Annotated in this window: 12 protein-coding genes and 1 riboswitch; of the genes, 9 read left to right on the forward strand and 3 right to left on the reverse strand. The window is 68.2% G+C overall.

What is annotated here, in order from left to right; translation table 11 throughout:
* Positions 1–2 precede the first annotated feature (2 nt).
* The 8 genes from IE157_RS03125 to IE157_RS03160 all read left to right on the forward strand — a co-directional run bounded on the left by IE157_RS03125 (position 3) and on the right by IE157_RS03160 (position 9,044).
* Entirely contained in the window at positions 3–1,052 is a 1,050-nt protein-coding gene (locus IE157_RS03125) for an aliphatic sulfonate ABC transporter substrate-binding protein (RefSeq protein WP_193519067.1), read from the forward strand.
* Positions 1,049–2,014 (forward strand): ABC transporter permease, encoded by a 966-nt coding sequence (locus tag IE157_RS03130; protein ID WP_318281278.1) that lies wholly within the window; start codon positions 1,049–1,051, stop codon positions 2,012–2,014. The genes IE157_RS03125 and IE157_RS03130 overlap by 4 nt, the downstream gene beginning before the upstream one ends.
* A 112-nt stretch (positions 2,015–2,126) precedes the next feature.
* Positions 2,127–4,259: an AMP-binding protein gene (locus IE157_RS03135; RefSeq protein ID WP_193519068.1), complete on the forward strand. Its 2,133-nt coding sequence runs from the start codon at positions 2,127–2,129 to the stop codon at positions 4,257–4,259.
* Between the two features lie 9 nt (positions 4,260–4,268).
* Positions 4,269–4,787, forward strand: a complete 519-nt coding sequence (locus tag IE157_RS03140; protein WP_193519069.1) for a DUF3995 domain-containing protein — start codon at positions 4,269–4,271, stop codon at positions 4,785–4,787.
* Positions 4,788–4,932: 145 nt separating this feature from the next.
* Positions 4,933–5,907, forward strand: coding sequence for a succinate dehydrogenase cytochrome b subunit (locus IE157_RS03145; RefSeq protein WP_193519330.1), 975 nt, complete (start codon positions 4,933–4,935; stop codon positions 5,905–5,907).
* On the forward strand, positions 5,907–6,602 hold the full coding sequence (locus IE157_RS03150; protein ID WP_098053523.1) for a succinate dehydrogenase/fumarate reductase iron-sulfur subunit: 696 nt from the start codon (positions 5,907–5,909) through the stop codon (positions 6,600–6,602). Before IE157_RS03145 ends, IE157_RS03150 begins: the two co-directional genes overlap by 1 nt.
* A gap of 370 nt (positions 6,603–6,972) precedes the next feature.
* A riboswitch (SAM riboswitch) is annotated at positions 6,973–7,070 on the forward strand.
* 61 nt (positions 7,071–7,131) lie between these two features.
* Positions 7,132–8,556, forward strand: a complete 1,425-nt coding sequence (locus tag IE157_RS03155) for an O-acetylhomoserine aminocarboxypropyltransferase/cysteine synthase family protein (RefSeq protein ID WP_193519070.1) — start codon at positions 7,132–7,134, stop codon at positions 8,554–8,556.
* A complete protein-coding gene (locus tag IE157_RS03160) occupies positions 8,553–9,044 on the forward strand; it encodes a CoA-binding protein (protein ID WP_064846522.1) in 492 nt (163 codons plus the stop codon). The genes IE157_RS03155 and IE157_RS03160 overlap by 4 nt, the downstream gene beginning before the upstream one ends.
* 173 nt (positions 9,045–9,217) lie before the next feature.
* Here IE157_RS03160 and IE157_RS03165 read toward each other — a convergent pair whose 3' ends face one another.
* Complete coding sequence (locus IE157_RS03165) at positions 9,218–9,403, reverse strand: hypothetical protein (protein ID WP_193519071.1); 186 nt, start codon at positions 9,401–9,403, stop codon at positions 9,218–9,220.
* A gap of 200 nt (positions 9,404–9,603) precedes the next feature.
* On the opposite strand from IE157_RS03165, the gene IE157_RS03170 reads away from it, so the two are divergent.
* Complete coding sequence (locus IE157_RS03170; protein ID WP_064846521.1) at positions 9,604–10,878, forward strand: YkvI family membrane protein; 1,275 nt, start codon at positions 9,604–9,606, stop codon at positions 10,876–10,878.
* Positions 10,879–11,016: 138 nt separating this feature from the next.
* On the opposite strand, the gene IE157_RS03175 is transcribed toward IE157_RS03170, so the two are convergent.
* The gene (locus tag IE157_RS03175) at positions 11,017–12,507 is read right to left on the reverse strand and encodes an alanine/glycine:cation symporter family protein (RefSeq protein ID WP_098053524.1); all 1,491 of its coding nucleotides are present in this window, start codon (positions 12,505–12,507) and stop codon (positions 11,017–11,019) included.
* 130 nt (positions 12,508–12,637) lie between these two features.
* Entirely contained in the window at positions 12,638–14,302 is a 1,665-nt protein-coding gene (locus IE157_RS03180) for an amino acid permease (RefSeq protein WP_193519072.1), read from the reverse strand.
* Between the last annotated feature and the right edge of the window lie 31 nt (positions 14,303–14,333).

The raw sequence follows: 14,333 nt of genomic DNA on the forward strand, positions 1-14,333 counted from the left end.
GCATGGCGCAGCTGTCCCGACGCCGCGCACTGCAGGCACTCGGCCTGTCCGCGCTGGCGCTGCCCCTGAGCGGATGCGTCATGGAGGGTGAAGGTCCGGGCCGTGGTGTGGCCGGCGGTTCCGCGAACGAGATCTACCTGGATTACGCGACCTACAACCCGCTGTCCCTGATCATCAAGGCCAAGGGCTGGCTCGAGAAGGTCGCCGGCGCCCACGGCCAGACCGTGACGTGGGTGTACTCGGCCGGTTCCAACAAGGCCAACGAGTCGCTACGCGCCGGGGTCGTGGACGTGGGCTCCACGGCAGGTTCCGCCGCACTGCTCGCGCGTGCCAACCGCTCGCCGATCAGGACGATCGACCTGTTCTCACAGCCCGAGTGGTCCGCGCTCGTGCGCACCCCGGACTCCCCCGTGCGCACCGTGGCGGACCTCGCGGGCACGTCCGTGGCCGCGACGAAGGGCACGGATCCGTACTTCTTCCTCCTGCAGTCCCTCGGCGCGGCGGGCATGAGCGCCCAGGACGTCACCGTGGTGAACCTGCAGCACGCGGACGGGCGCACCGCGCTGGACACCGGTCAGGTGGCCGCATGGTCCGGACTGGACCCCGTGATGGCCGCCGCGGAGAAGGCGGGGGACGTGCTGTTCCACCGGCAGTTGGAGTTCAACACGTACGGGTTCCTCAACGCGAGGGAGGTGTTCCTGCAGCTGAATCCCACGGGTGCGCAGGACGTGGTGAACACGTACGCCTACGCGCGGCAGTGGGCGCTGCAGCACCCGGAGGAGGGGATCGCGATCCTCGCGGAAGGCGCGAGCATCGATCGCGACACCGCTCGGCGGGTCTGGCAGCGCACCCACCTGGACATCGACCCCGTTCCGGGCCCCGAACAGCTCGCGGTGCTCGAGCGGGTCGGGCCCATCCTGGTGGAATCCGGGGACGTCTCCTCGCAGCAGGACGTGGACGAGGCGCTCGCGAACATCGTGGAGCAGCACTACGCACAACACGCCGATGCGGCCGCCGTGGCCCAGGTGATCGAAGGGAAGCAGTCCTCATGAGCACTCACGACACCTCCTCCGCCGCACCGCGGTCCTCGGACGGCGCGTCCTCCGAAGCAGCTGGCGTCACTGCGGTGGCCACACTGTCCGACGACAACGGACGCCACGAGGCGGGCGCGGTGGCACCCGGCGACGTCGCAGCCCCATCAGACACCCCTGCCGCGGCGGATTCCCGCACGCGTCCCAGCGCGCTGCGCAATCCTTGGGCCCTGGGGCTGATCGGGATCGTCCTGCCCGTGCTGCTGGTGCTCGCGTGGCACACCCTCTCCACGAACGGGACCTTCTCCCCCGTGCAGTTGCCGCGCCCGTCCGCGGTGCTCGCCGCGGGATGGGAGCTGCTGCGCAGCGGTGACCTGTGGTTGCACGTCGGGATCTCCACGCAGCGCGTGATCGTGGGCTTCCTGATCGGCAGTGGGCTCGGGCTGTTGCTCGGCGCGTTGCTGGGGCTCTCCCCGTGGGCGCGGGCCATCGGCTCGCCCACGATCGGCGCGCTGCGCGCCGTGCCGTCCCTCGCGTGGGTACCGCTGCTATTGCTGTGGATCGGGATCGGGGAGAACTCCAAGGTGACCCTGGTGGCGATCGGCGCCTTCTTCCCGGTGTACACCACGGTGTCCGCCGCGCTGCGCCACGTGGACCGGCACCTGATCGAAGCCGCACGGTCCTTCGGGCTGCGCGGGGTCAAGCTCTTCACCACCGTGCAGTTGCCCGCGGTGCTGCCCTCCGTGATCTCCGGGCTGCGCCTGGCCCTGGCCCAGGCGTGGTTGTTCCTGGTGGCCGCGGAACTATTGGGCTCCTCCATGGGCCTGGGATTCCTGCTCACCGATTCGCAGAACAACGGCCGCACGGACCGGTTGCTGCTCGCGATCGTGTTGCTGGCCGTGCTGGGCAAGCTCACGGACGCCCTGCTCGGCATCTTCGAGCGGTGGACCCAGCAGCGCTGGAGCGTGGCCGGAACCAGGTGACAACCCGCCCGGTTCCCGCCGGCGCCCGCCGTTCCACCGCGGCCCGGTCGTTCGACCGGGGGCCCGGCCGTTACAGACACCGACCGTTCGGATCGACATCACAGGAGGACTCGTGACCGGTACGCACTCGTACTCAGACCCCGCTCACCCCACACCGAACCCGGCGTTGATCTCCGACGACGCCCGGGTGCAGTTCTGGGTCGAGCAGGCCGGGCGGCTGGACTGGGCGCAGCCGTGGCACACGGCTCACCGGTTCGAGAAGCCGCAGCGCACGGGTGAGGACCACGACGGCAACCCCACTTACACCGTGCCCGAGATCGCGTGGTTCGAAGGCGGGAAACTCAACGTCTCGTACAACTGCGTGGACCGCCATGTGGCAGCCGGGCGTGGTCAGCACGTGGCCCTGTACTTCGAGGGTGAACCCGGGGACCGCCTGGTCTATACCTACGCGGACCTGCAGCGTGAGGTGTCCAGGGCCGCCAACGCCCTGCTCGAACTGGGCGTGGAGAAGGGCGACCGCGTGGTCATCTACCTCCCGGTCATCCCGGAGACCGTGATCATCACGCTCGCGTGCGCGCGCATCGGGGCGATCCACTCGCTCGTGTTCGGCGGGTTCTCCGCAGAAGCCCTCAAGTTCCGGGTCGAGGACACCGGAGCCAAGGTCCTGGTGACCACGGACGGGCAGAACCGGCGCGGCGCCGTCGTCCCCGTGAAGACCAATGCGGACGAGGCCTGCAGCGGTGAGAACAGCATCGAGCACGTGATCGTGGTGCGCCGCACGTCCCGGCCCGGGCGCACCGATCTGCCGCGCGGCACCCGGGGCCTGCATTCCAAGGACGAGGAACTCGTGCCGTGGACCCCCGGGCGTGACGTGTGGTGGCACGAGCTCACCGAGGGCGTCTCGGACGTTCACGAGCCCGAGGCGTTCGACGCGGAGACGCCCCTGTTCATCATCTACACGTCCGGCACCACGGGGAGGCCCAAGGGCCTGGTCCACACGATGGGCGGATACATGGTGCAGACGGCATACACCCACGCCCTGCTGTTCGACCTGCTCCCGGACGTGCCCGACGCGTCCGGGGTGCTGCGCCCGGAGGAGCTGTCCGCCGTGAACGACCCCGCCAAGGTGGACTCCACCGTGCACTGGTGCACCGCGGACCTCGCGTGGGTCACCGCGCACACCTACGAGATCTACGGCCCGCTGGTCAACGGCGTGTCCCAGGTGATCTACGAGGGCACGCCCAACACCCCGGATTACGGTCGCCACTTTGAGATCATCGAGCGCTACGGCGTGACCAACTACTACACGGCACCCACCCTGATCCGCTCGCTCATGGGCGCGTTCCCCAAGGGGCTGCCCCCGGTCTACAACCTCTCCTCGATCCGGTTGCTCGGCTCCGTGGGCGAGTCCATCAACCCGGAGGCGTGGCGCTGGTTGCGCGCCCAGGTAGGCCGCGACGAGGTGCCCTTCGTGGACACGTGGTGGCAGTCCGAGACGGGCTCCTGCGTCGCATCCCCGCGCCCGCACGATCCGCAGTTCGCCCCTCCCGGCACGTTCGACGAGGCCGCAGCGCACACCTCCCTCAAGCCCGGTTGCGCTACGCGTGCGGTCCCCGGCGTATCTGTGCGGGTGCTGGACGAGGCCGGTGAGGAAGTGGCCCCCAACCTGCAGGGCTATGCCGTGATCGACAAGATCGGCCCGTCCATGGCCCGCACGGTATGGGGCGATCCGCAGCGCTACCTGTCCTCCTACTGGGCGGCCTACGGCGAGCGCGGTTGGTTCCGGGCCGGCGACGGCGCACGCACCGATGACGAGGGCGACCTCTACATCCTGGGGCGGGTGGACGACGTGATCAACGTGAGCGGGCACCGGTTGTCGACGATCGAGATCGAATCCGCCCTGGTGACCCACCCCCACGTAGTGGAGGCCGGGGCCACCCCGATCCGCGACGCGGTAACGGGCCACGCCATTTTGGCGTGCGTGGTGCTCACGGCGGATGCGCAATCGCTGTCCGCGGACGAGGTCCGCGAGGAGCTGCGCGCGCACGTGGCCCGGGAGATCGGCCCGATCGCCAAACCGCGCGAGGTCATCGTGGTTCCGGATCTGCCCAAGACCCGTTCGGGGAAGATCACGCGCCGCCTGCTGACCCAGCTCTACGAGGGCGAGCAGCTGGGCGACCGTTCCTCGCTGCAGAACGAGGAAGCGCTAAACGCGATCGCGGAGGTCTTGGCAGGGCGTGCTTAGCTTGACCACATGAGCTTGTTGCCCCGATCCCACGGCGGTCGCGGCTGGGTCTGGTTGGCGTGTGCGGCCGGGATCGTGCATGCCGGATTCAGCCTCTACTGGGCTTTGGGCGGGCACTGGTTGCTGGACACCGTGGGGCAGTGGACGGTACGGCTGTCCTACGAGGCACCCCTGGCCGTCGGGCTAGGGCTGGGCATGGTTTCGCTTTTCAAGCTCATGGCGGCCGTCATCCCAGTGGCGGAAGCCTACGACAGGGTGCCCTGGCGGCGGTTCTGGCGGGCCATAAGTTGGGTGGGTGCCGTGGTCCTGGTGGTCTACGGCGGGACCAACACGGTGATCAGCAATGCCGTGCTCATCGGGCTCATCCGCCCGGCCACCGGATACGAGCGACTAGCCATGATCGGTCACGCATGGTTGTGGGATCCACTGTTCCTGGTCTGGGGTGCCGCGCTGCTGATCCATCTGTGGCGGTCCCGGCCGGCGCGGACGCGCCCGCACGGCACACGTAAGTCACTTATCGGGAGGTGAACATCCGCACGAAGGAGACGACCGGGGAACCCACGCCACCAACTGCGGATGACCACCACCCAGGCTTCTTCCCGATCTGCGGGCATGACCGCGTGTGACCCCGTGAACTGTTATGCCCCGAAGGAACTTCTAAGATGGCTCAGTGATGAATTCCGCCGCGCAGCCCTCGACCGAGCGACCCGTCACCGGCACTACCCGCACGGCCACCGCCCCCGCGGACGCGTCCGTCACTGCCGGGATTGCTACCGTGGCCGGCGATGCCTGGCAGCGCATGTTCGGGGACACCCACAGCTCCGACCTCAAGCTCGCCATGGCCGCCTCGGGCACCGTGTTGAGCGTGTTCACTGTGGGGCACATGGCCGGGAACATGCAGGTCTACCTAGGCCGGGACCACTACAACGAATACGCCGAGTTCATTCGCACGGTGGGCGCGCCGGTGCTGCCCCGCAACTCCGTGCTGTGGGTCGTGCGTATCGGGTTGATCGGAAGTGCTGCGACCCACGTGTTGGCCGGAACCGAGCTCACGCTGCGGGCCATGAGCGCCGAGGGCCGAACGGTCGCTGATGCGCTCCGGCCCATCACGTGGCGGGTGGGCGCCGCCGCTCAGAAGATACGGAACGGTTTCCCCACCGCGCCTGCCCCGAGCGGGACGCAACGGTACCGGAAAGCGGCGTTCGACCGAGCCTTCCTGGCCAGCCACTTCGACCGCCACGCGCCACGTCAGCGTCCCCGAGGCCGACGCCGCTCCGTCCCCCGAATCATCGCCCGCTCGATGCGCTCCACGGGCGCGGTGCTCGGACTGTTCACGGTGTACCACGTGCTGGACCTGACGGCGGGCGCCCGGCCTGCTGCTTCCGTAAGCCACACCCACGGTGACGCGTACGGCAACCTGGTGGCGAGCCTGTCCCGGCCGTCCGTGGCGGTGTTCTATACGGCCTCGATGGCCGCGCTCGCCGGACACATGATCCATGGCTTGCGGACCGCCGCGATGGACACCGGGGTGACCGGAACCGCGCGACGGGTACGACAGGTGGACACGATCGCTAAGGCCGTGGGCGGCGTCGTCGCCCTGGGGAACGTGAGCATTCCCGTGGCCGTACTGACCAAGGTGGTGCGCTGATGCTGTTGACCGTTCACGTGTGGCGCCAGGCGGGCGAGGACGAGCCCGGTGGCTTCGAGACCGTCCACCCCGTGCAGGCCCGCGAGGACCTGAGCATGCTCGAATTGCTCGATGCCGTCAACGAGACGCTCGAGCGCCAGGGTGCAGAGCCGGTGAGCTTCGACGACGGCTGTCGCGAGGGCATCTGCGGCAAGTGCGGCGTGACCGTGGACGGCGTGGCCCACGGGCCGGAGAAGAACCGGGCCTCGTGCACGCAGTCGCTCAGGGCCTACCGGGACGGGGACGAGATCTTCATCGAGCCCCTGCGCGCGGGAGCGTTCCCGGTCAAGAAGGACCTGTCCGTGGACAAGAAGGCCCTGCGGCGCGTGGCCAAGGAGGCCAAGTTCCCGGTCGCGATGAAGGCATTGAACACCGCTGGGTGCATCAGCTGCGGCGCGTGCGTGGCCGCGTGCCCCAACGGCTCGGGCCAGCTCTACGTGGGCACGCTGCTCAAGGAACTGCCGCCGCTCGCCAAGACGCCCGAGGAACGCGACGAGCGCTCGAGCAAGGTGCTCGACGCCGCCGAGCACGAGTTCGGCCCGTGCTCCCTGCTGGGCGATTGCACGGAGGTCTGCCCGGCGGGGCTGCCACTCGAGAACCTCACCGCGGTGGCGCGGGAGAACCTGCGCCGGAAGGACCCCGAGAAGTACGGCTGAGTTCCGCCCCGAAGCCAGCGAGCTCACCAGCAGTCGGCGACCCCACGGGCGGGAAGTTCACCGCTTTCACCGCGGGCCCCACCGGCCGGGGGCCGAACCGCGGACGGGCGGGTCAGCCCTTGCGCCACCGGGGAAAGGGCAGCCGCAACAGCCCGGCGGGACGCGCGGTGGTGCGGGCCGCCGAGCGTGAGTCCTCGACCACCGTGGCATCCGGGATCCTGCGGGCCAGAGAACGCTGGAACCTGTTCTGCAGCGTGACCTTCGCGGCGGGGCACCCGTGGCGCGCGCCCTCTGAATCAATCGCACCCGCTTTCGGGCGGCTGCGATCCGCACGGTTTGGTCCGTCACCCACGCACGCGACACAATAGACGCACCATCCCGAGCGGCCGAGAGACCTGGATCCATGACGCCGCAGCAACCCGCAGTGCTCGGCCAACTGCACGGTGCTACCGCCAGGACCGATGGAGTGCTGCGCGGCCCCGGGCAGCTGTCGGACGGGAGCCGTACCCGGCCGACGAGGAGGACATCCATGGCCGAGCACCAGTTCGGTTTCCGCACCCGCGCCCTGCACGCCGGCGGCACCCCGGACGCCGAGCACGGCGCCCGCTCCGTGCCCATCTACCAGACCAGCTCGTTCGTCTTCAAGGACGCCGACGACGCCGCCAACCTGTTCGCGCTGCAGAAGTACGGCAACATTTACTCGCGCATCGGCAACCCCACCGTGGCGGCCCTGGAAGAGCGCATCGCCTCCCTCGAGGGCGGGATCGGGGCGGTCGCCACGTCCTCCGGGATGGCCGCCGAGTTCATCACGTTCGCCGCGCTGTGTGGCCAGGGTGACCACGTGGTGGCCTCGTCCCAGCTCTACGGCGGAACGGTCACCCAGCTGGACGTGACCCTGCGTCGCTTCGGTGTGGAAACCACCTTCGTCCCCGGGACCGACCCGGCGGACTACAAGGCTGCGATCACCGAGCACACCAAGGCCGTGTACACCGAACTCGTGGCCAACCCGTCCGGCGAGATCGCCGATCTGGAGGGGCTCGCCGCGGTGGCCCGCGAGGCGGGTGTCCCGCTGATCGTGGACGCGACCCTCAACACCCCGTACCTGTGCCGCCCGTTCGAGCACGGCGCGGACATCGTGATCCACTCGATCACCAAGTTCCTGGGCGGGCACGGTAACACTCTGGGCGGCGTGGTGGTCGAATCCGGCCGCTTCGACTGGGGCAACGGGAAGTTCCCGGCCATGACCGAACCGGTTCCCTCGTACAACAACGTGACGTGGTGGGGGAACTTCGGTGAGTACGGATTCCTGACCAAGCTCCGTTCCGAACAGCTGCGCGACATCGGGGCGTCCCTGACCCCGCAGGCCGCGTGGAACCTGCTGCAGGGTGTGGAGACCCTCCCCCAGCGCATGGACGCCCACGTGGCCAACGCGCAGGAGGTCGTGCAGTGGCTCGCCACGGATCCACGCATCTCCTACGTCAATTACGCGGGACTCGAGGACCACCCCCACCACGAACGCGCGCAGAAGTACCTGCCCCACGGCATCGGATCCGTCTTCGCCTTCGGTGTGGCTGGCACGGACGAGTTGAGCGGCCGTGAGGTGGGCGCCCGATTCATCGGGAGCCTGCAACTGGCCTCACACCTGGCCAACATCGGGGACGCCCGCACCCTCGTGCTGCACCCCGCGTCCACGACCCACCAGCAGTTGAGCTCCGAACAGCTCGCCGCGGGCGGGGTCAAAGAGGACCTGATCCGGATCTCCGTGGGTCTCGAGGACACCGCGGACATCCTGTGGGACCTGGACCAGGCACTGAGCGCAGCCAGCGGCAGGGACCGGGAGGGCGGCGTCGTCGCCCCCTCCGCCGCGCTCACGGGCGCGGCGCGCACCACCCTGGACCAGGACAACAGTGCGGCGGCCTGCGCGCTGCCCGGAGACGAAGGAGAACAGGCATGAGCACGCAACGCACCTGGGTGGGCCCCAGCGCCCCCGAACGGCTCGGCATCCTCCGAGGCACGCGCTCGATCGCGATCGTGGGGATGTCCAACAAGCCGTCCCGTGCGAGCTACTTCGTGGCCACGTACCTGCAGTCGTCGAGCCCGTACCGCGTGTACTTCGTGAACCCCGTGCTGGACGAGGTGCTGGGCCAGAAGGCCTACCCGTCGCTCGCGGAGCTGCCCGAGGTCCCGGACCTCGTGGACGTGTTCCGCAAGGACGCGGACCTGCCCGACGTGGCTCGGGAGGCCGTGGCCGTGGGCGCCAAGACCCTGTGGCTGCAGCTGGGCTCGTGGAACGAGGAAGCGGCGGCCATCGCGGAGGACGCCGGGCTGGACGTGGTGATGGACCAGTGCGTGAAGATCGAGCACGCGCGCTTCCACGGCGGTCTTCACCTGGCCGGGTTCAACACCGGAGTGATCTCCTCGAAGCGCCAGGTCCTGGCCTGAGACCGGGGCGCGACGGCGCCGGCGCGCCGCTGCCGACGCCGCTGACCGGCCACCCCCGCTGACGCCCGCACCGGAAATCGAATTTCTAGTGGAGTAAAAACAGATTTGGGCGCGAAACCCTGCTTTTACTCAGTTAAATCGCGAGGGCTATCGGCCCTGCGAGTGCGGGTCGCTCAGGGTGGAGTGCACCACGGGTGACCCCATTCGTCCACCTCGAAGCGCGAGTAGTCACCCATGGGTGCGTCGAACGATCCCGCCTCCCCGGAGCACACCAGGACCTCCTGCTGCAGGGCGTCGTCGCGGACGGCGTCCCAACCGGCCACCCAGCTCTCGAGATCTGCCTGCCACTGCTGCGTCACGGGGTGCTCCCTTCGTCGAATGCTCCGCCTCCGAGTATTCCACCGGCCCCTGAGCCGGGAGGTGTCGGCATCATCACGTCACGGGCAGGCCGCTGCCACGTGGCGCGGACGAGCCCACTCCCTATGCTTGACCAGTGGAGAAGACCTGGAATGTGGTCCGAGCCACATGAGAACCGTCCGACCCCCGAGGAGTTGCTCCCGTGTCCGCCAAGAAAACCCTGCAAGTCACCCTGGCCTTCGTGGGCCTGCTGGTGGGTGCCGGTTTCGCCACCGGTCAAGAAGTCATCCAGTACTTCATCTCGTTCGGTGTCTGGGGGCTGGCCGGCGCGGTGGTCTCGGGGATCCTGATGATCGCCGCGGGTGCCGTGATCATCCACATCGGCAGCTACTTCCTGGCGGACGAGCACCGCCGGGTCTTCCGGTCCGTGTCCTCTCCCGTGGTGTCCCGGTTCCTGGACATCGCGGTGAGCCTGACCCTGCTGGCCATGGGCATCGTGATGCTCGCCGGTGCGGGTTCCACACTGGAACAACAGTTCGGGCTGCCCGCATGGATCGGTTCGGCCATCATGGTGGTGCTCGTGATGGTCACGGGGCTGCTCAACGTCAACAAGGTCACCAACATCATCTCGGCGGTCACCCCGGCGATCTTCGTGGCCGTGATCGTGGCGTTCGGTTACACCCTGACTAAGCTCCCCGTGGATCTCGGATCGCTGCACGAGCTCGCGGTGCAGGCGGGCTCCCCCGTGAGCCCGTGGTGGCTGTCCGCGATCAACTACACGTGCATGGCCCTGATGCTGGGCGTGTCCATGTCCCTGGTGATCGGCGGCAACGCCCTCAACCCGCGCGATGCCGGCTGGGGCGGGCTGCTGGGCGGCGTGGTCTACACCGTTCTTCTGGCCATGAACGCCTTCGCCCTACTCGTGAACTTCGATGCCGTGGGCGGCTCCGAGGTGCCCATGCTCCAGCTCTTCCAGACCATGCACCCCTGGGCCGCACTCGGGATGGTTGTGGTGACGTTCGTGATGATCTACAACACGACCATCAGCATGTTCTACGCCCTGGGTCGCCGGGTCACCGTGAACCACCGCCACCGCTACGTCCCGATTTTCCTGGGCCTGTGCGCGGTGGGTTACGTGGTGAGCCTCGTGGGCTTCGGCACCCTGATGAGCGTGGTCTACCCGATCATCGGGTACGTGGGCATGGTCCTGGTGGTCGTCATGCTGTGGTGGTGGTTCCGTCACCGCGAGGACATCAGCGTGGAGGCCGGGCGCCGCAACCGAATCCGCGCCCTGCTGACCAAGCGTCGCGCGCAGGACAAGGAGTTCTCCGAGTTCAACGAGCACCAGCTCCGGGACGCGGCCCACGATTCCCCCGCGGACGACGACGCCCTCACCGGCGCGATCGACACCCAGGTCCAGCAGGATCTCGCGGACGGCTCGGGCGATTCCCCGAGCCCCTCGCCCGAGCGCGGCTGAGCGCAGCCGTCGAGCGGCCCCCGCGAGCGGCGTCGTCCGCGCGCGCCGCGCACAGACGACGACCTGCGCGCGGGGACGACAGCGGCGTCGTCGCCCCTGCAAAGAGCCGGGGACGACGACGCCGCGTACGGGTCGCTCTCAGCGGCGCGCCCCGTTCTTCTGGTTGGCGCGCTGTTCCCAGAACACGGGGAGTGTGACGGTGTCCGTGCCGTCCCAGGCGGAGAGACCGGTGATCCCGGGGACGTCCCCGGCCTTGAACACGGGCTCCACCCCGGCCTTGCGCTGTTCCATGTAGTTGGCCAGCACCTTGGCGGCGACACCCGCGAGCATGCACAGCGCGATGAGGTTCAGCGTGGCCATGAGGGCCATGAACAGGTCCGCGAGGGACCACACGAGGTCCAGCGCGAGCATGGCGCCCAGGAACACGCACACGAGCACGGCGAAGCGGTAGATGTTCATGGCCGCACGGGACTTGGTCATGAAGCGGATGTTGGACTCGCCGTAGTAGTAGTTGCCGATCACCGAGGACCACGCGAACAGGAAGATCGCCACGGTCAGGAAGTGCACGGCCCAGTCACCCAGCTGCATGCCCAGGGCGCTCTGCGTGAGGGAGGCACCCTGGCGCTCGTCGCCGAACGTGGGGTTGGAGAGCAGCACGATGAACGCGGTGATCGAGCACACGAGCATGGTGTCGAAGAACACCCCCAGGGACTGCACGAAGCCCTGCTTGGCCGGGTGGGAGATGGACGCGGTCGCACCGGCGTTGGGCGCGGAACCCATGCCGGCCTCGTTGGAGAACAGACCGCGCTTCATGCCCTGGATGATCACACCGAGCACGCTGCCCGTAACGAACTCACGGATGCCGAACGCACCCTCCACGATCATGAGCAGCATGCCGGGGACCGCGGTGATGTTCAGGACCACCACGAGCAGCCCCAAGACCAGGTACAGCACGGCCATGACGGGGACCAGGATCTGCGTCACGGAGGAGATGGAGCGGATGCCGCCGAAGATCACGGCCGCGGTGATGACCACGAGCGCGAGACCCAGGACCACACGCATCCACATGCCCTGGCCGTTGGTGATGTCCACGTCAAAGGACCCGCTCACGGCGTCCACGATGGAATTGGACTGCACGGAGTTGAACACGAAACCGTAGGTCACGGTGATGATGACCGCGAACAGCAGACCCATCCAGCGCTTGTTGAGCCCGCGCTCCATGTAGTACGCGGGACCGCCCACGTAGCCGTCGCCGGTCTTGACCTTGTACAGCTGCCCCAGCAGGGACTCCACGAACGCGCTGGCCGCGCCGATCGCGGCGATGACCCACATCCAGAACACCGCGCCGGGCCCACCCAGGCTGATGGCGATGGCCACACCGGCGATGTTGCCCGTGCCCACGCGAGCGGCCGCGGAGACCGTGAACGCGCGGAACGAGGAGATGCCCTTCCGGCCGTTCTCGGCATCACCGGGCGGATCGGTGAGCACCCTGAACATCTCGGGGATCCCGCGTAGCTGAATGGCCTTGGTGCGGATGGTCAGGTACAACCCCACACCAATCAGGATCGCGAAGACGACGTACCAGATGTAACCGCCCAGCGTTCCCACGAGTTCTGTCAACGCATCCATGTGATTCCCCGGAATTCTGCCTCAAGACGGTTCCGGCCGCTGCGCGATGGGCAGCGGGGAACCGGGTGACTGACGTGTGCTGTTGCACTGATCTAGGTCACAGTAGCGGAAACAGGGCCCCGTGTGAGTGTCAGCGGGACGTGTCAGGGCCCTGGTGCCCCGGGCCCTGGTGCCCCGGGGGCGGCGTCGGGGCACCGTCGGTGGAACCCGGCCCCGGGGCCCGATGCAGGGACGCCGTGGACGTGGTGGACCCGGAACCCGTGGAGTTCTCCCGGCCCACCGGGCGGAACGCGCCCACCGCGGGCCGCTCCGCGAGCACCGGGAACGCCCCCGTGAAGCCCTCGCGTTCGGCGGCGATCTCGCGCACCCTGCCCCGCACCATGAACCACCCGATCACCAGGACCGGGATCAGCACCAGGGAGGACGCCAGGGTGAAGGTGCCCACGGGGTAGTCCACAGCCATCAGCACAAGGACCCCCGCGAGGAAGAACATGGTCAGCCAGTTGGTGAACGGCGCCAGCGGTGCCCGGTAGGTCGGGCGGTTGTAGAAGCCCTTCCGCGCCAGGGAGACGTATCGCTGGTGGGACAGCGAGATCGCGGCCCAGCCCGCCATGGTGCCCAGTGCCGCGAGGTTCAGCACGATCTCGAACGCCTGCTCCGGGACCACGAAGTTCAGCCCCACGCCGAGCACGGCCACCCCGGCGGTCAACAGGATGCCGCCGTAGGGCACACCGGACGCGGACAGCTTGCCCGTGAACCTCGGGGCGGAACCGGCCTGCGCCATGGAATGGACGATGCGCCCGGTGGAATAGAGGCCTGCGTTGAGCGAGGACAGCGCCGCGGTGATCACCACGAGCTGCATGATGGGCCCCGCCGCGTCCACGCCAATGGACGAGAAGAACGTGACGAACGGGCTCTCGGTGGCGCTGTAGGCGGTGTAGGGCAACAGCAGGCACAACAGCAGGACGGAGCCCACGTAGAACACCGCGATCCGCAGGATCACCGTGTTGATGGCCCGGGGGATGACCTTCCCCGCGTTGCGGGTCTCCCCGGACGTGGTGCCCACGAGCTCGATGCCGGCGTACGCGAACACCACACCCTGCACCACGATGAGCGCCGGCAGCACGCCGGACGGAAAGAGGCCCCCGTTGTCCCGGATCAGGGAGAACCCCACCTCGGAACCGGTGGGCGTGCCAAACAGCACGAAGAACGTGCCGATGACCAGGAAGACCACCAGGGCCAGGACCTTAATCAGAGAGAACCAGAACTCCAGCTCGCCGAACACCTTGACCGAGACCAGGTTCAGCGACACCACTAGGACCACCACGATCAATGCGAGGATCCACTGCGGGATCCCCGCCACGAACGCGCTGTACTGACCGAACCACTTGATGTAGATCGCGATGGCCGTGGCATCCGCGACCGCTGTCATGGCCCAGTTCAGCCAGTACAACCACCCGGAGACGTACGCGGCCTTCTCGCCGTAGAACTCACGGGCGTAGGAGACGAACGAACCGGAGGACGGCCGGTGCACCACGAGTTCGCCCAGTGAGCGCAGGATCAGGTAGCCGAAGAAACCGCACACCGCGTACAGCAGGAACAGGGACGGACCGGCCTGCTCCAAACGGCCACCGGCTCCCAGGAACAGCCCGGTCCCGATCGCGCTGCCGATCGCGATCATCTGCAACTGGCGGGCGCCCAGCCCCTTGTGGAACCCCGCCGTCTCGTCCTCGAAGCGCCGCCGCAGGACGTGTTTCTCCTGGGCCTCGGTCAACCGCGGGCCGTTCTGGGACATACCTGTTCCCTTCGTCCTGACCGCCCGGGTC

It is taken from the genome of Kocuria marina (assembly GCA_014652975.1).
Lineage (GTDB): Bacteria > Actinomycetota > Actinomycetes > Actinomycetales > Micrococcaceae > Kocuria > Kocuria marina.